This window comes from Aliiroseovarius sp. PrR006 (genome assembly GCF_010500215.1).
GTDB lineage: Bacteria > Pseudomonadota > Alphaproteobacteria > Rhodobacterales > Rhodobacteraceae > Aliiroseovarius.
Map to the genome: position 1 here is coordinate 36,896 of NZ_JAAGOY010000007.1, position 20,198 is coordinate 57,093.

The following is a 20,198-nucleotide window of genomic DNA, read 5'->3' on the forward strand; positions in this document are numbered from 1 at the left end:
GAACCAGGAAAATCACGAGGACTGCTGGTTTTATTGTTTGCTTACAAAAAGTTGCATCCATCACCGCACAAAGCATAGCAGCCTTGCAGCTGCAGCATGGGCGGAATTTCACACAGCAGAATATCGGTTTGTGCGAAAAACCGCACAGTTAGCCGCGAAACGCCTCGGGCCGAATCCCGTGCCGCGCCAGCTTGTCGTAGAATGTCTTTCGCGGCAATTTCAGCTCTTTCGCGGCTGCACTGGCCCCGCCGCTGTGGCGCTTCAGGGCGTCCATCAGAAGCGATCGTTCGACTTGCGCCAGTTGCTCGGCCAACCCCAGCCCCACGTCATCTTGTTGGCTATCCACCTGCCCCAGACCAAGCCCCATGGAAAAACGCATCGCCGCATTCATCAGGGCCCGCGCATTGCCCGGCCAGTCCTGCGCCATCAGCTGCGCAATCTCGTCCTGACCGATTTCGGGCGGGGTCAAAGCTGCTTGCTCGGACGAGATCGAGACATAGTGGCGGAACAGAAGCGGGATATCCTCTTTCCGCTCGCGCAGCGCAGGAATACGGATACGGAAGAGATCGAGCTTATAATAGAGGTCCGCATTGAAGCGGCCGGCCTGATGTTCGGCTTCCAGATCGCGATAGCTTCCGGCGACCATGCGCCAGTTTCCGGGCTGGTCCAGCAGGTCCAACAGCCGATATTGCACCCCGGCATCCAGCGCGCCGACTTCGTCCAGAAACAAGGTCCCAGCCTCGGCGCGGTCTACTCCGGCCAGAAGATCATCTGCAGTAAGGCCAACCGCCGCCAGCTTGACGAAGGGGCGCGTGGCATCGCCGGACAGAAGGTGCAGAACCTCGGCCACCTTGGACGTGCCCGAGCCCGGCTCGCCGCAAATCAGCACCTCGGCATTGGTGGCAGCTGCCGCGCGGATCTGTGCCCGCAGCTCCTCGGCCAGAGCGCTTTCCCCGATCAGAAGGCGTGCTGCGGCATCACCGGTTTGGGCCTTGGTACGAAGGGCGCGGTTTTCCAGCACAAGCATTCGGGTTTGCAGCGCCCGCCCGATCACCGACAGAAGTGTTTTCGGGTCACAGGGCTTTTCCAGAAAATCAAAAGCGCCCTCGGTCATCCCGCGCACGGCGGTCGGAATATCGCCCTCACCCGTCAGCAGGATGACAGGCAAATCCGCATCAACCTCTTGTGCCCGCTGCAACAGCACGAAGCCATCCTTACCGGGCATGCGAATGTCCGACAGAACAACACCCGGGAAATCGGTCTGGATGTGATCCTTGGCCTCGACATAGCTGCCAGCGGCAATCACCGTCAGGCCGCTCAGCTCGAGCGTCTGGCCCAGCGCTTCGCGCACCATCATGTCATCATCGACCAACAACACCGTCTGTGTCATTCCGCGTCCTTCCAATAGGGCAGCTCGACCGTGAACATCGCCCCGTTTTCACAGTTGCGCCCACGAATATCGCCCCCGAAGCTTTGCACAAGACCATAAGAGATCGATAGCCCAAGCCCCATGCCATCTTCTCCTACCTGCTTGGTCGAGAAGAAGGGTTCAAATATTCGGTCGGGATCCTCAATGCCCGGGCCGCTATCTTGCACCGTCACGGATAGGGTCTTGCCAGTGTTGACGGCAATCCGAATGTGCCGGTCCTCTTGCCCAGTCATGGCATCTGCTGCGTTGTTGATCAGGTTTACAAAGACCTGCGACAGGCGCACCTCGCCCGCCTTGGCATAAACCGGCGTGGTCGGAGGCACCCAGTCCAACGTGACCCGATCCGCTTTAAGCCGCGGTTCGGTCAGCTCGACCGCCGTCGACACCACCTGCCCCAGATCAACCTTGCCGGTTGGTTCGTTTTCATTTCGCGCAAATGCGCGCAGGTTTTTGATGATCCGCGCCATGCGGTGTGACAGCTCGGAAATCCGGGTCAGGTTTTGTCCGGCCTGTTCACCTTGCCCGCGCTGCAAAAACAACGAGGCGTTTTCCGAAAAGCTGCGGATCGCCATCAAGGGCTGGTTCAATTCGTGACTGATGCCTGCAGACATTTGCCCCAGCGCCGACAGTTTGCCCGCCTGCACCAGATCATCCTGCGCTTTCTTCAATGCGGCCTCGGCCTCGCGCCGCTCGCGGTTTTCGCGCAGCAGGTCTAGGTTAGCCTCAGACAGTGCCTGCGTCCGCTCTGCCACGCGGGCCTCCAGCCGCGCATTCGCGGCGGCTTCAATGCGCAGCCGTTCATCAAGCGCCCGCCTGCGTTCGCCAACCGCCAGAAGAAGCCCCCCGATCCCCAGACAAATCGCGGCAGCAATGGCCGCCAGCAGGGCAGCGCTTCGTTCGGCGGGCGCCGTGTCCAACAGTATTTCACCGCTTAGCCCAACGGTGGACAGATCACGGGTCAGATGCAGCGCGCGGTCGGGAAGGTATGGTCCGGCCTCAATCATCCAGACCTCATGCCCCGTCCAATGGCTTTCGTTGCTGTTCAGAAAGCGTTCTGCCGGACGGGCAACGCTGACCAAATCCAATCGGTTCGACACGAACACCCGCTCGCCATTCAATGTGAAGAACAGCGCTGAGGCAGTTGAAGGCCAGTTCTCTTCAAAATCCAGCAGGTTCGTGCGGGCGATCACGGCGCCCTGCCCCTGTCCGCCCTCGCCCAGAACGGGGGCCGCAAAGGAAAACACCCGGCGCACACTTCCGTTGCCCACGGGCTGAAACTCGGCCTCTGACCCCAAGGCGCCTGTCAGCGCGCGGTGAATCATCGCGCCTGTCGGGTCCAGTTGCTGCCGGGTCTGATGAGACGCAGCCAACACGCGCCCAGTGGTGTCGACCAGCAAAAGCTGATGCGCGCCGGTCATATCCGCCATGGCCCGAAGCAGATCATCTGCGGCTTGGGGGTCCTCGGCCTCTCCGCCCAGCCGGGCCCGCAGATCCGGGTGACGGGCCAGCACCACAGCCAGCTCACGATACCGAAACAGATGACGGGTCAATTGGTCCGACGCCAGCTCTAACTCGGACGAGGCTTGCTCGGCCAGCGGTGTCAACGCCGCCCGCCATGCCAAGGCCCAGACCCCGGCACTGATCACCAGCGTCCCAAGAAGAAAGGGAAAAATCCACTTCGTATGCAGAAATCGCAACATGAAGGCAGCATAGGAAGCAGGTCTTGCATTGACCAGCCGGTTTAAGGAACATGCGCCCATGAAGCGATTGACCCAATCCCCCACGGATCCCGAATTCATCCAGAATCCCTATGCCTTCTATGACCGCGCCCGCGCGGAAGGCGACCTGTTTTTCTGGGAGGATTACGACCTGCCCATGGCCAGCAGTTTTCGCGCGGTCAACGCGCTTTTGCGCGACCGTCGGTTCGGGCGCGAGCCGGTTGAGCCGCGGCAGTTCCCCGACCATCTGGCCCCCTTCTATGCCGTAGAAGCCCATTCCATGCTGGAACTGGAAGCCCCGCGCCACACGCGTCTGCGCAAGCTGGTCCTCCGCGCCTTCACCTCGCGCCGGATTGCCGCGTTGGGCCCCGAGATCGAGGCGCTGACACACGACTTGATCGACGCCTTCCCCGAGGGCGAATTCGACCTTCTCCCCGCCTTCGCCACCCGTATCCCAGTCATCATCATCTGCCGCCTTCTGGGCGTGCCCGAAGAACGCGCCGATGACCTGCTGCATTGGTCCAACGCCATGGTCTCGATGTACCAAGCCCGCCGCACCCGCGCGATCGAGGACGAGGCGATTGCCGCAACAGAGGCCTTCGTGGCCTTCATGCGGGACTACGTGGACCAGAGGCGCGGCAACCCGCGCGACGACCTGATCACCGAGCTGATCCAAGCCGAGGAAGAAGGTGAAAAGCTGTCTACAGACGAACTGATCACGACCTGTATTCTGCTATTGAACGCAGGCCACGAAGCCACCGTGCACGCCATGGCCATCGCCGTAAAAACCCTGCTGGAACAGGGCACTTCCGCCACCGCACTGTCCCCAGACGCCATTGACGCAACGATCGAGGAAACCCTGCGTTTCGACCCGCCGCTGCACATGTTCACCCGTCACGTCTATGAAGACACGACGCTGTATGGGCACGATTTCAAGCGCGGGGATGAGATTGGATTGCTGCTAGGCGCAGCCAACCGCGACCCGGATATGTGGGACGACCCAAACACCTTCGATCCGGCCCGTCGCATCCAACAAAACACCGCCTTCGGCGCCGGGGTGCATTTCTGCATCGGTGCACCTCTGGCCCGGCTCGAGCTGAAATACGCACTGCCAATCCTGTTCGAGCGCTGCCCGAACCTGACCATCACCGCGCCGCCGAATTACGGAAATGTCTATCACTTCCACGGGTTAGAAGCCCTCAAGATTCAAGCCTAACCCTCTCATTTTCTTGCCACAAGTATCCTGGGGTGAATGTGCGTAGCACAGAGGGGCAAAGCCCCTCAGGAGCCACCGAAAGCGCTTTAGATCGGTAGTTCTGTCGAGAACTTGATCTCTTCCATCGACAACAGCGCGGTGACATTGAAAATCTTCACCTCCGAAATCAGCGCCTGATAGAACTCGTCATAGGCACGGGCGTTTTCGACACGAACTTTCAGAATGTAGTCAATCTCGCCCGCCAGTCGGTGCGCTTCCATGACCTCGGGACGTGCGCGCAGGGCGGCCAGAAACTTTTCTTGCCAGTCAGCCTCATGCTCGGACGTGCGGATCAAAACGAAGAAACACGCTTCAAACCCAAGGCTTTCGGCGTCCATCACCATCGTGTTCTGCCCGATCACCCCGTTTTCGCGCATTTTGCGAATCCGGTTCCACACGGGCGTCTTGGATGACCCCACCTTTTTGGCAATTACGTCCAAAGACTGCCCCGCATCGCTTTGAAGCTCACGCAGGATTTTCCGGTCGATCTCGTCCAGCCGAACAGACATTCCGCTTTTTCTCCTCTTCTGGTCCAAGCGTTCCAACTGACGCGCAAACCGAAACAACATTCCTTATTTGCCGCGACACCTCGCGCAATAATGGGAAAATGTCCTATATAAAGCCCGAACGCAACCGGAAAGGACATGCCATGCCCCGCCCTTTTAGCCCTAAAGTGGTAACTGCCAACGACCTGATCGAAGGCGACGTGATCTATTTGGCCCATAACGGGTCCTGGGTACGTGACATGTGTATGGCATGGCTGATCGAGGACGAGGCCGAGGCAAACACCCAACTGGCACGCGCCACAGCCGAGGCCGGCATCGCCGTTGGCCCCTATCTGGCGGACGCCGCCGCAGGTCCGACCGGCCCGATCCCCACTCATTTCCGCGAAGCGTTCCGTGCCACCGGCCCGTCGAACCGCTTCCACGGCAAACAGACAGAGCAATCGGCATCGGAGGCCGTGGCCAATGTATGATTACAACAATTTCGACGAAAGCTTCGTGCGCAACCGCGTCGCGCAGTTCCGCGAGCAAGTCGGCCGCCGTATCTCGGGCGCGCTGACCGAAGACGAGTTCAAGCCGCTGCGCCTAATGAATGGCGTCTATCTTCAACTGCACGCTTACATGCTGCGGGTTGCGATCCCCTATGGCTCGCTCAACCCCAACCAGATGCGCCAGCTGGCGATGATCGGCGAACGCTGGGACAAGGGCTATGGCCACTGGACCACGCGCCAGAACATCCAATACAACTGGCCGCGCCTGTCGGACATTCCGGACATGCTGGATGCGCTGGCCGATGTAGGCATGCACGCCATCCAGACTTCGGGCAACACGATCCGTAACGTGACCGCCGATCACTTCGCCGGCGCCGCCGCGGACGAGGTTGAAGACCCGCGCCCTACGGCTGAGCTTTTGCGCCAGTGGTCCACCGACCACCCGGAATTCCAGTTCCTGCCGCGCAAGTTCAAGCTGGCTGTAACCGGATCGAAAGCCGACCGTGCTGTCACCAAGGCGCATGACATCGGCATCCGTATCGTGAAGAACGAAGCCGGAGATGTTGGTTATCAGATCCTCGTCGGTGGCGGTCTTGGCCGTACGCCGGTTGTGGGTCAGGTGCTGAAAGACTTCCTGCCCCGTGAAGATCTGCTGCCTTATGTCGAGGCCGTCGTCAGCGTCTACAACACGCTGGGCCGTCGCGATAACAAATATAAGGCGCGCATCAAGATCACCACGATGGAGAACGGGATCGACACGATCCACGATCTGGTCGAGGCACGTTTTGCACAGCTGCGCCCGCTCTTCTCGGGCGTGGATCAAGAGCATTTCGCCAGCATCGCCGCTGACTTCACAGCGCCGGAGTTCAAAACGGCTACGCTGGACGGCTACCATGCTGCCCGCGACGCCGACCCGATCTTCCGCTCGTGGAGCGACACCAACGTGGATGACCACCGCGCGGATGGCTACGGGATCGTCACGATCTCGATGAAGGCGCATGGCGCCACGCCGGGTGACGCGAGCGCCGATCAAATGCGCGTGCTGGCAGATCTGGCTGAAGAATTCGGCCACGGCGACATTCGCATCAGCCACGAGCAGAACGTGATCTTCCCGCATGTCCACCGCTCGGACCTGCCTGCGATCTTTGCTGCCCTGCGTGCGCATGGCATGGCCACGGCGAATGCTGGTCTGATCTCGGACATCATCGCTTGCCCGGGTATGGACTACTGCGCGCTGGCCACAGCCCGTTCGATCCCCGTCGCGCAAGAAATTGCAGAACGTTTCGACGAGCTGAAGATCGAGCACGACATTGGTCATCTGCAGATCAAGATCTCGGGCTGCATCAACGCCTGTGGGCACCACCACCTGGGCCATATCGGCATTCTGGGTCTGGATCGTGCGGGCGTCGAAAACTATCAGATCACCTTGGGTGGTGACGCCGGCCCGGACACTGTGATCGGTAAACGGGCTGGTCCCGGCTTTGCCTATGACCAGATCGTCCCGGCCATCGAACGCCTTGTGCACGCTTATCTTGAGCTGCGCGAGGACGAGGGCGAAACCTTCATCGACGCCTATCGCCGTCTGGGCGAAGCGCCGTTCAAGGCCGCTCTGTATCCGGAGGAGGACAAGACCAATGCCGCTTGAAATCCCCCTTCCCCCCGCGGAAGAGCGCGCGGCTGACCTGAATGACCGCTACAAGCACCATTCCGCGACCTCGGTCGTGGAGCGGGCGCTGTCGGACAGCACCATTGGGTCGCTTGCTCTGGTGTCGAGCTTCGGCGCGGAAAGCGTTGTGCTGCTGCATCTGGTGGCCAAGGTCGACCGCACCGTTCCGGTGATTTTTCTGGACACGCAGATGCTGTTCCAGGAAACGCTCGATTATCAGGTTGAGGTGGCCGAGAAGCTGGGTCTGACAGATGTACGCGTAGTGCATCCGGACCCCGAGGCCCTGTTCGCCCGCGACCCGGACAACATTCTGCATCTGGCTGACACCGATGCCTGCTGCGAGCTGCGCAAGGTCGAGCCGCTGGACCGTGCCTTGAATGGGTTTGACGGCTGGATCACGGGGCGCAAACGCTTTCAGGGTGGCAAGCGCGTCGAACTGGAGTTCTTCGAGGCCGAAGACGGTCTGCTGAAGGTCAATCCGCTGGCGCACTGGGCAGCCTCGGACGTGCAGGATTACCTGATCAACAACCGCCTGCCCAAACACCCGCTGGTCGCACGCGGCTTCCCGTCGATCGGCTGTGCGCCTTGTACATCGGCTGTGAAACCCGGTGAAGACCCGCGCGCCGGACGCTGGCGCGGGGCCGAGAAGACGGAATGTGGCATCCATTTCGTGGATGGCAAAATGGTACGTGTAGGAGCAGAAGCATGAGCGTGATTGTAACCGATAACGGCTTTGCCCGTGACGACTGGACCGCAGGGTTCGCAACCTCGGACGAGCGCGCCGCCAATGACACGCGCGGTCTGCACATTGCCTCGGACACGGATCCGGCGGCGCTGGCTGATCTTATGGTGGGCGTGCCTGCCATCCGCATCGACTTCCCATCTTTTGCGGATGGTCGCGGCTTCACGTTGGGCCGTCAACTGCGCCTTCTGGGCTACGAGGGTCGTCTGCGTGCCCATGGCCATGTGATCTCGGACCAATACGCGATGGCACGTCGGTCGGGCTTTGACGAGGTCGAGATCTCGGACGAGCTTGCCCAGCGCCAGCCGGAAGCAGAATGGCAGTACCGGGCGGACTGGAAAGCCTATGACTATAGGTCGCGGATGACCGGCTAGACCGCCCTTCGCAACCCTCCTATATACTCTGACAAGAAAGGGCGAGGCACCGTGCCTCGCTTTACGCTGATGAATGAAGTGACGCCCGTTATGGATGCTGAAACCAAAGTAAAACCGGTCCCGACCCTGCCCGACGCGCAGACGGTGACCGAAGTTGAACATTACACCGACCGCCTGTTCCGCTTCCGCTGCACGCGCCCTGCCAGCCTGCGCTTCCGTTCGGGCGAGTTCGTGATGATCGGGTTGATGGGCGACCCGCACCCGGAAACCGGCAAGCAGAAGCCGCTTCTGCGCGCCTATTCGATCGCCTCGCCCAGCTGGGATGAAGAGCTGGAGTTCTATTCGATCAAAGTGCCGGACGGGCCGCTGACCTCGAAATTACAGCACCTTGAAGTGGGCGACGAGATCATCCTGCGTCCGAAACCCGTTGGAACCTTGGTGCACGACGCCCTGATCCCCGGCAAACGCATCTGGTTCTTCGCCACCGGTACTGGCTTTGCGCCGTTTGCCTCGCTGCTGCGTGAACCGCAGACCTATGAGGATTATGACGAGATCATCATCACCCACACCTGCCGTGAAGTGGGCGAGCTGACTTATGGCGCAAACCTGATCGAAAGCCTGAAGGAAGACGAGCTGCTGAACGAAGTGATCGGCGAAGGCTTCTGGAAGAAGATCAAGTATTACCCGACCACCACCCGCGAAGAGAGCCCCAAGATGGGCCGTATCACCGACCTGATGCGCTCGGGCGAGGCGTTTGCGGATCTGGGCGTTGAGCCGATGAACCCTGAACATGACCGTGCGATGATCTGCGGCAACTTGGCCTTTAACTTGGAACTGAAAGAGATGTTCGAGGAATACGGGCTTGAGGAAGGCGCGAACTCTAAGCCTGCGCAATACGTGGTCGAGAAGGCGTTCCTGGACTGATCCACACCAACCACCGCTGACAGATTTACCGCCCGCTGCACCCCGTGCCGCGGGCGATTTTGCTCCCCGTATGTTCGTTCTGACGACGCGGTGCTACTCTGGCCCAATGCAGAGTTCCGGGGCATTACCCAAAGAACCCAATCTTTGGGAAGGTAGCGGCAATGATCTTGCTCTCTTTGATGCATGTAGCGACGGAAAGAGGCTGGCCATCTGACTTGGTCGTCTTCAGCATCAGGTCCAAATAGCGTCTGCCGTGATCTCGTCGCAGGCCTTCGACGTCGACCTTATCGAGCGGCCTCAAGGCTTCCTCAAGGCGGCGTGTAATGCGTTGGAGACGTACACCCTCCGGGGTCTTTTGCTCTGTGTGAGAGGCCTCCCTGGTCAAGTTGCTGGAACCCTGGGGGTAACTTGGCGAAAAGTGCAGCCTGAAACTAATTAGGTTGCCCCTATATGTTCACGTGGCACTTTCTGCTTTCGTGCAGCCTGACTTTCAAACCTTAGGTGGGCGATGTCATACTCTTTCAAGTAAATCTCTGGGTCTTTTGACTTCAAAGACCACTCAATCGCAGCATTCCCAAAAACTTCCCGCAACTCAGCCGGAACTCGTCTGCGGTATTTGGCATTTGCCGTTTCAGTTGGTGGCTTCAAATACTTGCGTTCCAAGACGATCCTCATAGCCACCACCACGAAATGTGTAGCGTTTGTGTAGTGGTTAGCCCACCAACACCATTTTTATATAGACATTTCAAGGATAAATGGTGCCCCCACACGGACTCGAACCGCGGACCTACTGATTACAAATCAGTTGCTCTACCAGCTGAGCTATAGGGGCACTCGGGCACGATCTACGTGCTTCTTTCGGAAGGTGCAAGCAAAATTCAGCGACGGCTGGCGCGGGCCATCAGGGCGACGGCGCAGAGGCCGACGGCGATCACCATCAAGGCAGGCGGCGCGGCTTGTCCCAGCTGCTCCAGAGATGCCTGTTCATAGACGCGCGTGGCCAGCGTGCCATAGTTGAAGGGGCGCAATAGCAAGGTGGCAGGCAGCTCTTTCACGCTGTCCACGAAGACTAGCAAAAGCGCCGTCCCGACCGAGCCGCGAATTAACGGGAAATAGACCTCGGTCAGGGCACCACGGGCCGAGCGTCCAAGCGAGCGGGCTGCCATTGGGATGTTGGGCGAGACACGCTCGATCGCGGCATCGGTAGCGCCTTGTGCGATGGCAAAGAACCGTACGCAATAGGCGTAGATCACGGCAAAGGCGGTGCCTGTCATGACCAGCCCGGGGTCCCAGCCGGTCACCGCGAGAACGCCGTCCGCCATTGCATTATCCGCGGCTGCCATCGGGATCAGGATGCCGATGCCCAGCACAGCCCCCGGCGCCGCGTAGCCGATGGTCGTAAGCGGCATCAGTTTGCGCGCCAAAGTGCTGCCTGACAAACGCACTCCGTAAACGAGAAACAGTGCGCCCAGCACGGTGACAAGTGCCGCGACCGCCCCGACGGTCAGCGTATGTAGCAAGGCCGAAAACAACCCGTTCGACAACCAGTATTCCGGTTTGGCCAGCGCATGCGAAAACAGCACCGCAACAGGCAGCACAAAGCCGATCACGAACGGGACTGCACACAGCATCAACGCTGCCAAACCGCCAATCCGCCCCAGCTGGCGCGGCTCGACCGGACGGCTTTGGCGTGACATGCGATAGAACCGACTGCGCGAGCGTCCGAGTTTCTCGAGCGCGGCCAGCAGAAAGACGAAGCCAAGGATGACCAAGGCGATTTGGGCCGCGCCTCCGGCGTTGTGGCTCTCTAGCCAAACGGTAAAAATGCCTGTGGTCAGAGTTTGCACGGCGAAGTAGTCGACGACGCCGAAATCCGACACAGTCTCCATCATCACGATGGCTACCCCTGCCGCGATGGCGGGGCGCGCCAAGGGAAGACCGACACGCCAGAAACGGGCAATTGGCCCCGCCCCCAAAGCACGGGCGACCTCGTAGGCATCAGAGGATTGCTCGCGAAACGCGGCGCGGGCCAGAAGGAAGACGTAAGGATTCAACGCAGCCGCCAGAACGACGATGGCGGCCCAACGCGAGCGGATCTCGGGGAACCAATAGTCGCGCGCGCTTTCCCAACCGAACACTGATCTTAAAGCAGTTTGAAGCGGCCCGGCATATTCCAGAAAATCGACCAGCGCATAGGCGCCGACATAGGCCGGGATCGCCAAGGGTGTCAGCAATAGCCACTCCAACCACCGTGCCCCAGGGAAGCGATACATGGTGATCAACCAGGCCGCCCCAGTCCCCACAGCAGCGGACAAAAAGCCGACAGACAGTGAAATGATCATCGTGTTGGTCACATAGCGCGGCAAAGTCGTCGCCATCAAATGCGGCCATGCATTTTCTTCCGGGGTCAGCGCCAACCACAGGATCGACAGGATCGGCAACACGACCAGCGAGGCAATGACAATTGCCCCGACAGACCAAATATTTAGCCGATACCCGGCGCGTCTTGGCGCCTCTATCCGAGTCTTTTGCTCAACCATGTATCGGCTTTAACCTGAAATCTGTTTAACTGTCCAGAAATCCCCAGTATGTTTCACACCGGCAGGGCAAAAGAACACAGGCGACAGATGAAAATCGCAATCCATATCGGCGCACATTGCACAGATGACGACCTTCTGACGAAATCTCTTCTGAAGAACGCGGGTCAGTTGTTCCAAGAGGGCGTCGCCGTCCCCGGCCCCACGCGGTATCGAGGGCTTCTGGGGCAGATCATGGTCAAGCTGAAGGGCAGCGTGGCCAGTGCTGACACACAGGACATGTTGATCGACGAACTGATCGATTCAAAAGAGGCTGAGCGGATTATCCTTGGCCATGAGAACTTACTTGGCGCGCATCACCGCGCGATAGAAGGTGGGCGTCTGTACCCTCTGGCCACACGCAACACGTCTTGGCTGCGTAACCTATTCCCTGACCATGACGTTAGCTTGTTCATCGGGATCAGCAGCATTGCCAATTTCATGCCCGATCTTGCCGCTCGCCTGGACGACGAAAAGCGCGAACTGATGTTGGGATCGGCAGATCCGCGCGACCTGTTCTGGGCCGACGTGATCGAAAATATTCGCGAGGCCACCCCCGATACGCCGATCACCGTCTGGTGCAACGAGGATACACCGCTGATCTGGCCGGATGTCATGCAGGCGATCTCGGGGATGGACAGCGCAAATAAGCTTGAACGTGGCAGCCTGGATATTCTGGAGCGGATCACCAAGCCCGAAGGGATGACCCGGCTGCGCACGTATTTGCGCGATAACCCCTTCCAGAACGAAGTGCACCGCCGCAGGATCCTCGCCGCATTTCTGGACAAGTTTGCAAAGGACGGCGCGGTCGAGCATGAGATCGGGCTGTCGGGCTGGACACAGGAGTTGGTCGATGAGCTGACGGAAAACTACGAAAGCGATATCAAGGAAATTGCCAAGATCCCCAACGTCACAGTTTTAAATCCATAAAAAAAAGGGGCCAAAAGGCCCCTTCCATTCCAATACGTGGCAGGCTTACATGCCCAGCGCTTCCTTATACATATCCAGAACCGCCTCTTCCTCGGCAATGTCGTTGGCATCGCGTTTGCGAAGAGCGATGACTTTGCGAATGACCTTGGTGTCGTAACCGCGGCCCTTGGCTTCTGCCATCACTTCCTTTTGCTGATCCGCAATGTCTTTTTTCTCCATGTCCAAACGCTCGATGCGTTCAATGAACTGGCGAAGCTCGTCTGCGGTGACACGATAGCTGCTTTGGGTCTGATGATCGTCCATGGGGCCCTCTTACCTGTGGTGGTTGCCCGCAAAACGTGACAGGCGATGTTGAAACCCGATTTAGCCCGACAGTTAGCCGCCTTCAAGGCCTCACAGGTCTTGCGCAGCGGCATCTCGCGCGGTAGGCGCTGAGAAACCAAAAAGGAGACCGCCATGGATTGGCTGATCATCGTTGGAGCAATCATGTCTGTTATCGGCCTTGTCGGGCTGGTGGCCAGCGCGTTGAAGGTCATGAAGGCCAAACGTGAAGGGCTGGAAGATGCCGAACTGCGCGCGCGCATTCAGAAGGCTATGGCCCTGAACATGGGCGCGCTTGGCATGTCCGTGCTTGGTCTGATGTGCGTCATCCTCGGCGTGTCGCTGGGCTGACAAGATGATGGGGCCAGACGCGGCCCCATCAGCCAATTTTGGCAATCAGGGTTACAGATCCCCGAACTTCTTGCCGTTCTTGATCAGCTCGTCAAACAGCGGCGACGGCGCCCAGAAGCGCGGCTCTTCCACCTGCCAGCCAGCCAGAGCGTTCTTAACGGCCAATAGACCGGCCTGATCGGCAGCCATCATCGGACCACCGCGATGGCGCGGGAAGCCATAACCATAAAGCAGCACCACATCCACATCGGATGGACGCAGCGCGACGCCTTCCGCCACAAGACGCGCACCTTCGTTCGCCATGGCAAACAAGCAGCGCTCTTGAACTTCCTGTTCTGTGAAGCTGCGCGGCGTGATCCCTTGGGCGCGGCGCTCTTCTTCGATGATCGCCAGCACGTTGGGGTTCTCGACCGGGCCGCCCTCTTGATCGTGAATGTAATAGCCGCGGCCCGCTTTCTGGCCGAACCAACCTTGCTCGCAGATCTTGTCCCCAATCGAGACATAACGATCTTCCGGTGCACGGGTGGCGGCCAAACGTTTGCGCCGCGCCCATGAGATGTCCAGCCCCGCCATATCCAGAACCTGATAGGGACCAATAGGGAAGCCATAGGCGCGCATCGCCGCGTCGATCTGGGCAGGCGTCGCGCCATCTTCCAGCATAAAATCCGCCGCCAGACGATAAGCCGCCAGCACGCGGTTGCCAATAAAGCCGTCGGCCACACCGGCACGAACCGGTACTTTGCGCAGCTTGCGGGCCAGTTCGAACCCGGTAGCCACCACATTGGGATCCGTCTTCTCGCCGACCACAATTTCCAGCAGCTTCATGATGTGCGCGGGCGAGAAGAAGTGGTAGCCCACCACGTCCTGCGGACGCGAGATTGTCGCCGCCAGCGCGTCGATATCCAGATACGACGTATTAGTCGCAAGGATCCCGCCCGGTTTCATCACCGCATCCAACTGAGCGAACACATTGCGTTTCACGTCTTCGTCTTCAAACACAGCCTCGATGATCAGATCGACCGGAGTCAGATCCTGCATGTTTGTCGTGCCGGTCAGACGCGACAGGCGTTCTTCGCCAGTGGCCGCGTCGATGCGGCCTTTGGCAACCGATTTGTCGTAGTTCGCAACGATGCGCTGGACACCGCGCTCCAGCCCCTCTTGATCGCGTTCGACCAGAACAACCGGGAAGCCCGCATCCAGACAAGCGATCGCGATACCAGCCCCCATCGTGCCTGCCCCGACCACACCGATCGTGTTGACCGGGCGCAGTGTTGCCCCATTTAGCTCGGGCACTTTTGCGGCGCGGCGTTCAGCGAAGAAGGCGTGGCGCATGGCGGTCGCCTCGGGGCCGGTTTCGCATTCGTCAAAAGCGGCGCGCTCTTTGGCGATGCCAGCCTCGAACGGCAGGATTTGCGCGGCTTCGACGCAGTTGATGATCTCGGCGACCGACGGCTGCGGGCTGTTTTTCATCTTCTCGCGGCGGGCGGCGATGGTGTTTGCATATCTCACTGGATCTTGCAGCCCTTCATCACGCGCGCGGGTCGGCCGGGTCTTGGAACCGTCTGCGATCACCTGGTGCGCCATTGCTATCGCAGCACCAGAAACATCCGCGTCCGCAATCTGGTCCGCCAGACCAAGAGTAAGCGCTTTCCGGGCCGGGATCGGTTTGCCCGTCAGCATCAGATCCAGCGCTGCCTCCGCGCCGGCAATGCGCGGCACGCGCTGCGTTCCGCCCCCGCCCGGAAGGACGCCCAGCTTTACTTCGGGCAAACCCAGCCGGGCGCTGCGCAACACGACGCGATAGTGGCACGCCAGCGCCAGCTCGAAGCCGCCGCCAAGCGCATTGCCATGCACGGCAGCGATTGTGGGTTTAGGACTGGTTTCCAGCAAGTCACAGACCGTCGACAGGATCGGTGTTTCCCGCGGGCGCCCGAATTCACGCACATCTGCCCCCGCCGGAAAAGTTCGCCCTGCGGCGGCCAGCACGATGGCCTTTACCGCATCATCCGCGATGGCGGCCTGAATGTTTTCGGACAGGCCCAAACGCACCGCGTGGCTTAGGGCATTGACTGGCGGGTTCTCGATGGTGATGACCGCAACAGTGTTTTCGACGCGCAGGGTGACAGGCTCGGACATGGTTCCTCCGTAATCAGTTGCCCTCAAGGGGCAGAACAGGGGCTACCTTGTCAATGGCTGATGGCGCCATCAAGCCACTTTTCCCGACCACCCGGTCGGATTTGTCACAAAGTGACCGCAGCACAGGTCAAATGGGCATATTGTCGAACAGGTCGTCCGCATCATCCTGTTCAAGTTCGCCCTCGAAGCGGCGGATATCTTCGGGCACTGGCAAGCCCAGCTTGTCCAACTCCGCGATCTTCTCGCGCAGCTGCTCTTGCAGAACGTGACGGTCCTCGGGTCGTTTTGCGATTTCGTCCAGGATCAAACTGATCGAGGCTTTAAGCTCTTCAAATGCCATTACATCCTCTCCTTTGTACAATCAGATGGACAAAACCATCCGGGAAACTGTCGCCGCCCTTCCACTGGCGGCGACAGTCCTTAAACGTGCTTCGCTGCGCAATCGCGACAGAAAGGCGTGTGTGGCAGCACATTCAGCCGTTCGGGCGAGATTTCGTTCCCACACTCGACACAATAGCCGAACTCACCCTCATCCATCCGGGCAAAAGCGGCCTGAATCTGGGCGATCTCGGTCTGGCCGGAGTTCCCCAGCCCCTCCAAAACCTCGTCCTCTTCGCGCTCAACCGCCAGTTCTTCCCAGTCTTTCGACTGATGGCTGTCCAGCTCGTCTTCGATCTCATGAAGACGCTTATCCAATTCTTTCATCCGCGCATTCAGAATTTCACGGTACCTGTTCACATCTACCATAGTGTTCTCCTTTGCTCTAACTTTGAAGCGAGACACCGGTCGCCGCATTGATACAGGTCAAGCAATTTCAGGCTTTAAGAAGCGGGTATATCTGTCTGCTCAGCGGGCGTTGGCATCGCATCTTCAGCCGAAGCAACAGAACCCAAAATCGCCGGCTCTGACATCTCGGGCGCAGCATGGGGGGGGGCAGCCGGACCAATCCGCACAGCGCGCTGCCCCTGCATCCGCCCCAAGCGGCATGTGGTCACAACCCTGTCGTCAGCATCCAGAAGCGCCACCTGCCCCAAAGCCTGAAGCGGCACGGGGATCGTCATCCCGACGTCAAGATTTGCCACGTCCGTTACAGGCAGATGGACCTGATGCAAGATCGCCCGCAGTTCTGCCCGGCAAGTCATCGCCACATCTGCGACCGTCAGCTCTGGCGTGTCCCGATCCGTCGCATGCCCATGCTTTGCGCGTGCTGGGGCTTCGCAGGGCAAAATCACGGTCAACACGCCCTGTTTCGCGCCACCTGCAAGATCCAGCTCTGCCCGAAACATATGATAGTGGACATTTGCCAACGTCAGCGAGATCACGTCCGGATCCATGATCGGCAGCGCATAGCGATACCCCGAGACCTGAGGGGCGATATCCAGCTGCGCGCCATGCGCCTCGACCTCGAAACATTCCAGCATGCGGTCCACGAAATCGGCGCAAATCGCCGCGTCAGTGCGTGTAGGCGCGCGGTCTGCGGCTGCGGTCGCGGATACTTTTCCAATGGTCTGTGCCTCGACTAATCCGGCCATCAGGTTTTGGTCCAGAACGGCCAGACCGAAACTGCTGTCCGGCCCTTCCACCAGACACAGAAGCGCGCGATCTGGTAGATCGCCCAGCACCTCATCCAACACCGCTTTGCCTTGGTCGATCGGCTGCGCCGCAATCAAAACATTCGCCACGTCCTGCCCGGCACGCCGCAGCGCGTTGCCCAAAGCGCCCGTCGCCGAAAGCCGGGGGATATCGGGTGCAGGCTGCCCTGCCCCGGTTTTGCGTTGCAGCACGCTGAGTGTGTCTGGATCGGCCATGTCAGTTCCAAGCGATAGATCGCTTCGACACTAGCCAATACAAGGTTTATAAATGATTGATACCTAAGCTCGATGTCCGGCCAAACGGCGAATGCGTGCCAATGGGTAGGGTCACGCGAAACGCAGCGCCGCTTTGTCCGGGCAGATAAGTAATGGAGCCATCCAACTTGTCCATAATCTCGCGACAGATGGCCAGACCAAGGCCAGCGCCACCTGCAGCAGCCTGATCCGACAGGCGCGAGAATTTTTCGAAAATCATGGACTGGCTTTCCAAGGGCACACCGCTGCCATTGTCGACGAAATCCACTTGCAGCCGCCCGCCGCGTTGACGCACGCGGATCGCCAACCGCTTGTCCTTGGCATCGCAGTATTTTGCGGCGTTCGAAATCAGATTGATAAACACCTGCGCCAGCCGGTCGGTATCGGTATACAGCGCAATCCCCTCGTCCGAGCGATTGCGGTGAATATGCATCTTTTCTTGGTCAATGACCGAGCTTGTGGCGGCAATGGCACGGTCCAGCACATCGCGCACGACTTCGCGGCGCGGATAAAGCTGTACTTGTCCGTTTTCCAGCACGCTGAGGTCCAAAAGGTCATCCAGCAGCCGGGTCAGACGTACGCTTTCATCGTGGATGATCGAGGCATGGCGCGCGGCGGCCTCGGGGTCATCAGCCCCGCCATCCCGCAGAATCTCCGAGAACGCCCGGATCGACGTCATGGGCGTGCGCAATTCGTGGCTAATCTGACTCAGAAACGCATCTTTCTGGATGGACAGCTGGGTCAGCTTCTCGTTCACCTCGGACAACTGGCGTGCGGTGGTGGTCAGTTCAAGCTGCTTCGCTTCCATCTGCGATGTCTGTTCCAACATCTGCTGGGTTTCGTCGGCCACGGCCAGAAGGTCGTCAACCGAGACCGTCGCGCCACCTAAGATCTGCGCGATCATGGCGTGCGCAGTTGCGGTTCCGACAAGCCCCGACAACTCGCGCTCTAATCGCCCAATGAAATCCGGCGTCGTATCAGGCAGATAGCCTTGCTTACCTTGCTGTTCGGCTTGCGCCTGGAACCATGCTTGCGCCTGATCCGACCCCATAATCTGCTGTGCCATCACCAGAAGGTCTTCTGACGTCGCGGCGTTGAAACTGCGCCCACGCGTCGGGCCCGAGTGGTCCAGCACATTGACAAACTGGGCCGCCTGCAGACGCTCCAGCGGGCTGGGGAAAGACAAAAGCGAGATCAGGACGAACACCGCGCAATTCAGAATCAATGACCAGAACAGCGCGTGCACGACCGGATCCAGACCATCCACGCCGAACAAGGCTTGTGGGCGCAGTGCTGCGATCCCCCACGGGCCGTCTGCCAACATCGCAGCGCTCATCACGCCCGCCTCGCCGAAGCTGGGCAGGAAAAGCGTATAGGCCCAGATCGCGAACCCCGTGATCAGCCCCGCAACGGCCCCACTGCGCGACGCACCGCGCCAGAACAGGCCACCGGCCATCGCGGGCAGCACCTGCGCGACGCCCGCAAACGAGATCAACCCGATTGCCGCCAGCGCGGCCCCGCCGCCCGAGATACGATAATAGAAATAGCCCAGCGCAAGGATGCCCACGATGGACAACCGGCGTGCGGACAGCAGGATCTGGCGCGCATCGCGATATTCAGATGCGCCCACCCCAAGCCGGGTCGACAGCCAGATGGGCATGATGATGTGGTTCGACACCATCGTTGCCAGCGCGATCGAGGCCACGATCACCATCGAGGTGGCCGAACTGAAGCCTCCGAGGAAGGCCAGCATCGCCAGCCCGTCTTGCTCGAAGTAAAGCGGCAAGGTCAGCACGAACAGGTCCGGATTTTCACCCTTTGGCAAGATCGCCAGCCCCACGACGGCGATGGGGATGACAAAAAGGCTCATCAGAAACAGATAGAGCGGGAACGCCCACGAGGCCGTGGCCAGCTGGCGTTCGTCGACATTCTCGACCACCAGAACCTGAAACATGCGCGGCAGGGTCAAGAAGGCTGCCGCAGACAGGAAGGTCAGGCCAACCCAGCGCCCGCCCTGCAGGGACCAAGCGCCCTCGGGGGCAGCCTGAATGGCTTGCTCCATCGCGGCAGAGATGCCTTGCGCCCCGCCGCCAATGCCCCAGACCACGAAGATCCCGACCGCCATCAGCGCCACCAGTTTCACCACGGCCTCGACCGCGATCGCGGTGACAACGCCGTGATGACGTTCGTTCACATCAAGGTTCCGTGTCCCAAAGAGGATCGTAAACAGGGCCAGCCCTCCGGCCACCCAGATGGCGGTCTGCTCAAGATCCGGAATGACCCAACCGGCGGATCTGTCGCGTGCAAAAACCGCGAAAGACAGGGTCACGGATTGCAGCTGAAGCGCGATATAGGGCGTGGTGCCGATCACCGCGATCAGGGTCACCAGAACGCCCAGCAGGTTCGACTTGCCATAACGGGACGACACCAAGTCGGCGATCGAGGTGACACGCTGGCTGCGCCCCACCCGCACAAGTTTGCGCAGAAACCACCACCAGCCGATCATCACCAAGGTCGGGCCCAGATAGATGGTAACGTACTCCAGCCCCGACCGCGCGGCGTTTCCGACAGCGCCATAAAAGGTCCACGCGGTACAATAGACCGACAACGACAGCGTATAGATCATCGGCGAGGTCAGAAACCGCACCTTGCTGCGCCGCGCGCGTTTGTCAGCAACAAACGCCACCACAAACAGCATAATGACATAGAGGAGGCAAACCCCGACAAGCGTGTTGAATGTCAGCATCAGCGGGGTCCCGCAGGATCGTCAGAAGGTCCATCCGGCGCAGATTGCGATCCGGTAGGTCGCTGCCCTGCGTCACGTCCAAGGTGGCGCGCAAGGACGAACGCAGACAAGATCAAAAAGAACCAAGACGAGAAAACAAACGCAACGCGCACTGATCCGATTGCCCCGCCGACCATCAAAGGCAGAAGA

19 protein-coding genes and 1 tRNA gene are annotated in these 20,198 nt (G+C 59.7%); 8 read left to right on the top strand and 12 right to left on the bottom strand.

The window, feature by feature from the left end; all coding sequences use genetic code 11:
- Window positions 1-148: 148 nt before the first annotated feature.
- Together G0Q00_RS08740 and G0Q00_RS08745 are read right to left on the bottom strand one after the other, a co-directional pair.
- Window positions 149-1,390, bottom strand: coding sequence for a sigma-54 dependent transcriptional regulator (locus G0Q00_RS08740; RefSeq protein WP_163038473.1), 1,242 nt, complete (start codon window positions 1,388-1,390; stop codon window positions 149-151).
- On the bottom strand, window positions 1,387-3,129 hold the full coding sequence (locus G0Q00_RS08745) for an ATP-binding protein (RefSeq protein ID WP_163038475.1): 1,743 nt from the start codon (window positions 3,127-3,129) through the stop codon (window positions 1,387-1,389). Before G0Q00_RS08745 ends, G0Q00_RS08740 begins: the two co-directional genes overlap by 4 nt.
- 58 nt (window positions 3,130-3,187) lie before the next feature.
- Between G0Q00_RS08745 and G0Q00_RS08750 the strand changes: the two genes are divergently transcribed.
- Complete coding sequence (locus tag G0Q00_RS08750; RefSeq protein ID WP_163038477.1) at window positions 3,188-4,363, top strand: cytochrome P450; 1,176 nt, start codon at window positions 3,188-3,190, stop codon at window positions 4,361-4,363.
- An 86-nt stretch (window positions 4,364-4,449) separates the two neighbouring features.
- Here G0Q00_RS08750 and G0Q00_RS08755 read toward each other — a convergent pair whose 3' ends face one another.
- Complete coding sequence (locus G0Q00_RS08755) at window positions 4,450-4,911, bottom strand: Lrp/AsnC family transcriptional regulator (protein WP_163038479.1); 462 nt, start codon at window positions 4,909-4,911, stop codon at window positions 4,450-4,452.
- A gap of 140 nt (window positions 4,912-5,051) precedes the next feature.
- On the opposite strand from G0Q00_RS08755, the gene G0Q00_RS08760 reads away from it, so the two are divergent.
- The 5 genes from G0Q00_RS08760 to G0Q00_RS08780 all read left to right on the top strand — a co-directional run bounded on the left by G0Q00_RS08760 (window position 5,052) and on the right by G0Q00_RS08780 (window position 9,102).
- Window positions 5,052-5,378, top strand: coding sequence for a DUF2849 domain-containing protein (locus G0Q00_RS08760; RefSeq protein WP_163038481.1), 327 nt, complete (start codon window positions 5,052-5,054; stop codon window positions 5,376-5,378).
- A complete protein-coding gene (locus G0Q00_RS08765; RefSeq protein ID WP_163038483.1) occupies window positions 5,371-7,041 on the top strand; it encodes a nitrite/sulfite reductase in 1,671 nt (556 codons plus the stop codon). Before G0Q00_RS08760 ends, G0Q00_RS08765 begins: the two co-directional genes overlap by 8 nt.
- Window positions 7,031-7,771: a phosphoadenylyl-sulfate reductase gene (locus G0Q00_RS08770; protein WP_163038485.1), complete on the top strand. Its 741-nt coding sequence runs from the start codon at window positions 7,031-7,033 to the stop codon at window positions 7,769-7,771. Before G0Q00_RS08765 ends, G0Q00_RS08770 begins: the two co-directional genes overlap by 11 nt.
- Complete coding sequence (locus tag G0Q00_RS08775; RefSeq protein WP_163038486.1) at window positions 7,768-8,178, top strand: DUF934 domain-containing protein; 411 nt, start codon at window positions 7,768-7,770, stop codon at window positions 8,176-8,178. Before G0Q00_RS08770 ends, G0Q00_RS08775 begins: the two co-directional genes overlap by 4 nt.
- A gap of 69 nt (window positions 8,179-8,247) precedes the next feature.
- Window positions 8,248-9,102: a ferredoxin--NADP reductase gene (locus tag G0Q00_RS08780; protein ID WP_163040316.1), complete on the top strand. Its 855-nt coding sequence runs from the start codon at window positions 8,248-8,250 to the stop codon at window positions 9,100-9,102.
- A gap of 435 nt (window positions 9,103-9,537) precedes the next feature.
- Here the strand turns inward: G0Q00_RS08780 and G0Q00_RS15985 are convergent, their stop codons facing one another.
- The 3 genes from G0Q00_RS15985 to G0Q00_RS08790 form a co-directional block, all read right to left on the bottom strand.
- Window positions 9,538-9,777, bottom strand: a complete 240-nt coding sequence (locus G0Q00_RS15985) for a DUF6538 domain-containing protein (RefSeq protein WP_370458559.1) — start codon at window positions 9,775-9,777, stop codon at window positions 9,538-9,540.
- Window positions 9,778-9,858: 81 nt separating this feature from the next.
- A tRNA-Thr gene (locus G0Q00_RS08785) sits at window positions 9,859-9,934 on the bottom strand.
- A 46-nt stretch (window positions 9,935-9,980) separates the two neighbouring features.
- Window positions 9,981-11,642: an iron ABC transporter permease gene (locus G0Q00_RS08790; protein ID WP_163038488.1), complete on the bottom strand. Its 1,662-nt coding sequence runs from the start codon at window positions 11,640-11,642 to the stop codon at window positions 9,981-9,983.
- Window positions 11,643-11,729: 87 nt separating this feature from the next.
- Between G0Q00_RS08790 and G0Q00_RS08795 the strand changes: the two genes are divergently transcribed.
- Window positions 11,730-12,608: a hypothetical protein gene (locus G0Q00_RS08795; RefSeq protein WP_163038490.1), complete on the top strand. Its 879-nt coding sequence runs from the start codon at window positions 11,730-11,732 to the stop codon at window positions 12,606-12,608.
- Window positions 12,609-12,653: 45 nt separating this feature from the next.
- Here the strand turns inward: G0Q00_RS08795 and G0Q00_RS08800 are convergent, their stop codons facing one another.
- Entirely contained in the window at window positions 12,654-12,911 is a 258-nt protein-coding gene (locus tag G0Q00_RS08800; RefSeq protein ID WP_163038492.1) for a DUF2312 domain-containing protein, read from the bottom strand.
- Between the two features lie 153 nt (window positions 12,912-13,064).
- Between G0Q00_RS08800 and G0Q00_RS08805 the strand changes: the two genes are divergently transcribed.
- Complete coding sequence (locus tag G0Q00_RS08805) at window positions 13,065-13,280, top strand: hypothetical protein (RefSeq protein ID WP_163038494.1); 216 nt, start codon at window positions 13,065-13,067, stop codon at window positions 13,278-13,280.
- A gap of 51 nt (window positions 13,281-13,331) precedes the next feature.
- Here G0Q00_RS08805 and G0Q00_RS08810 read toward each other — a convergent pair whose 3' ends face one another.
- The 5 genes from G0Q00_RS08810 to G0Q00_RS08830 form a co-directional block, all read right to left on the bottom strand.
- On the bottom strand, window positions 13,332-15,416 hold the full coding sequence (locus G0Q00_RS08810; protein WP_163038496.1) for a 3-hydroxyacyl-CoA dehydrogenase NAD-binding domain-containing protein: 2,085 nt from the start codon (window positions 15,414-15,416) through the stop codon (window positions 13,332-13,334).
- Between the two features lie 127 nt (window positions 15,417-15,543).
- The gene (locus G0Q00_RS08815; RefSeq protein ID WP_163038498.1) at window positions 15,544-15,756 is read right to left on the bottom strand and encodes a hypothetical protein; all 213 of its coding nucleotides are present in this window, start codon (window positions 15,754-15,756) and stop codon (window positions 15,544-15,546) included.
- Between the two features lie 80 nt (window positions 15,757-15,836).
- Window positions 15,837-16,163 (bottom strand): TraR/DksA family transcriptional regulator, encoded by a 327-nt coding sequence (locus tag G0Q00_RS08820; protein WP_163038500.1) that lies wholly within the window; start codon window positions 16,161-16,163, stop codon window positions 15,837-15,839.
- A 74-nt stretch (window positions 16,164-16,237) separates the two neighbouring features.
- Window positions 16,238-17,224 carry a FliM/FliN family flagellar motor switch protein gene (locus tag G0Q00_RS08825; protein WP_163038502.1) on the bottom strand — a complete coding sequence of 329 codons (987 nt, stop codon included), beginning with the start codon at window positions 17,222-17,224 and terminating at the stop codon, window positions 16,238-16,240.
- Window positions 17,225-17,270: 46 nt separating this feature from the next.
- On the bottom strand, window positions 17,271-20,009 hold the full coding sequence (locus G0Q00_RS08830) for an ATP-binding protein (protein ID WP_203564964.1): 2,739 nt from the start codon (window positions 20,007-20,009) through the stop codon (window positions 17,271-17,273).
- Between the last annotated feature and the right edge of the window lie 189 nt (window positions 20,010-20,198).

Excerpts from the sequence above, each read along its gene's own strand:
- G0Q00_RS08740 (WP_163038473.1), bottom strand. The coding sequence starts at position 1,390 with ATGACACAGACGGTGTTGTTGGTCGATGATGACATGATGGTGCGCGAA.
- G0Q00_RS08745 (WP_163038475.1), bottom strand. The coding sequence starts at position 3,129 with ATGTTGCGATTTCTGCATACGAAGTGGATTTTTCCCTTTCTTCTTGGG.
- G0Q00_RS08750 (WP_163038477.1), top strand. The coding sequence starts at position 3,188 with ATGAAGCGATTGACCCAATCCCCCACGGATCCCGAATTCATCCAGAAT.
- G0Q00_RS08755 (WP_163038479.1), bottom strand. The coding sequence starts at position 4,911 with ATGTCTGTTCGGCTGGACGAGATCGACCGGAAAATCCTGCGTGAGCTT.
- G0Q00_RS08760 (WP_163038481.1), top strand. The coding sequence starts at position 5,052 with ATGCCCCGCCCTTTTAGCCCTAAAGTGGTAACTGCCAACGACCTGATC.
- G0Q00_RS08765 (WP_163038483.1), top strand. The coding sequence starts at position 5,371 with ATGTATGATTACAACAATTTCGACGAAAGCTTCGTGCGCAACCGCGTC.
- G0Q00_RS08770 (WP_163038485.1), top strand. The coding sequence starts at position 7,031 with ATGCCGCTTGAAATCCCCCTTCCCCCCGCGGAAGAGCGCGCGGCTGAC.
- G0Q00_RS08775 (WP_163038486.1), top strand. The coding sequence starts at position 7,768 with ATGAGCGTGATTGTAACCGATAACGGCTTTGCCCGTGACGACTGGACC.
- G0Q00_RS08780 (WP_163040316.1), top strand. The coding sequence starts at position 8,248 with ATGAATGAAGTGACGCCCGTTATGGATGCTGAAACCAAAGTAAAACCG.
- G0Q00_RS15985 (WP_370458559.1), bottom strand. The coding sequence starts at position 9,777 with ATGAGGATCGTCTTGGAACGCAAGTATTTGAAGCCACCAACTGAAACG.
- G0Q00_RS08790 (WP_163038488.1), bottom strand. The coding sequence starts at position 11,642 with ATGGTTGAGCAAAAGACTCGGATAGAGGCGCCAAGACGCGCCGGGTAT.
- G0Q00_RS08795 (WP_163038490.1), top strand. The coding sequence starts at position 11,730 with ATGAAAATCGCAATCCATATCGGCGCACATTGCACAGATGACGACCTT.
- G0Q00_RS08800 (WP_163038492.1), bottom strand. The coding sequence starts at position 12,911 with ATGGACGATCATCAGACCCAAAGCAGCTATCGTGTCACCGCAGACGAG.
- G0Q00_RS08805 (WP_163038494.1), top strand. The coding sequence starts at position 13,065 with ATGGATTGGCTGATCATCGTTGGAGCAATCATGTCTGTTATCGGCCTT.
- G0Q00_RS08810 (WP_163038496.1), bottom strand. The coding sequence starts at position 15,416 with ATGTCCGAGCCTGTCACCCTGCGCGTCGAAAACACTGTTGCGGTCATC.
- G0Q00_RS08815 (WP_163038498.1), bottom strand. The coding sequence starts at position 15,756 with ATGGCATTTGAAGAGCTTAAAGCCTCGATCAGTTTGATCCTGGACGAA.
- G0Q00_RS08820 (WP_163038500.1), bottom strand. The coding sequence starts at position 16,163 with ATGGTAGATGTGAACAGGTACCGTGAAATTCTGAATGCGCGGATGAAA.
- G0Q00_RS08825 (WP_163038502.1), bottom strand. The coding sequence starts at position 17,224 with ATGGCCGATCCAGACACACTCAGCGTGCTGCAACGCAAAACCGGGGCA.
- G0Q00_RS08830 (WP_203564964.1), bottom strand. The coding sequence starts at position 20,009 with ATGCTGACATTCAACACGCTTGTCGGGGTTTGCCTCCTCTATGTCATT.